This is a genomic window from Pseudomonas sp. EL_65y_Pfl1_R83 (assembly GCF_963970695.1).
Lineage (GTDB): Bacteria > Pseudomonadota > Gammaproteobacteria > Pseudomonadales > Pseudomonadaceae > Aquipseudomonas > Aquipseudomonas tritici.
Window position 1 is genome coordinate 1 of sequence record NZ_CAXAQI010000548.1, and the last position, 255, is coordinate 255.

Annotated in this window: 1 pseudogene; it reads left to right on the top strand. The window is 60.0% G+C overall.

Annotated features, from left to right (window positions below):
* Positions 1-255 (top strand): annotated as a pseudogene (locus tag AACY08_RS30275) (IS4 family transposase); the annotation flags it as partial.

Below are 255 nucleotides of genomic sequence, written 5' to 3' on the forward strand. Positions count from 1 at the left end.
CATCTGCTGGCTCGTAGCGGTGTAACAGAAGCCCGCAAGCGGCTCGGTTCAGATCCTGTCGAGTGGCTATTTCGCAAAACCGGCACTCAATGGGGCTCCGAGCGGTACACCGATGATACGTGGCAGGGCCTGCAAGTGTTTGCCGTGGACGGTGCACTGCTACGCACCCCGGACACGCCCGAGTTGCGCGATCATTTCGGCTCTGGAAATACGCCGACCGAACGCCAGACACCTTTTCCAATGCTGCGTCTGGTG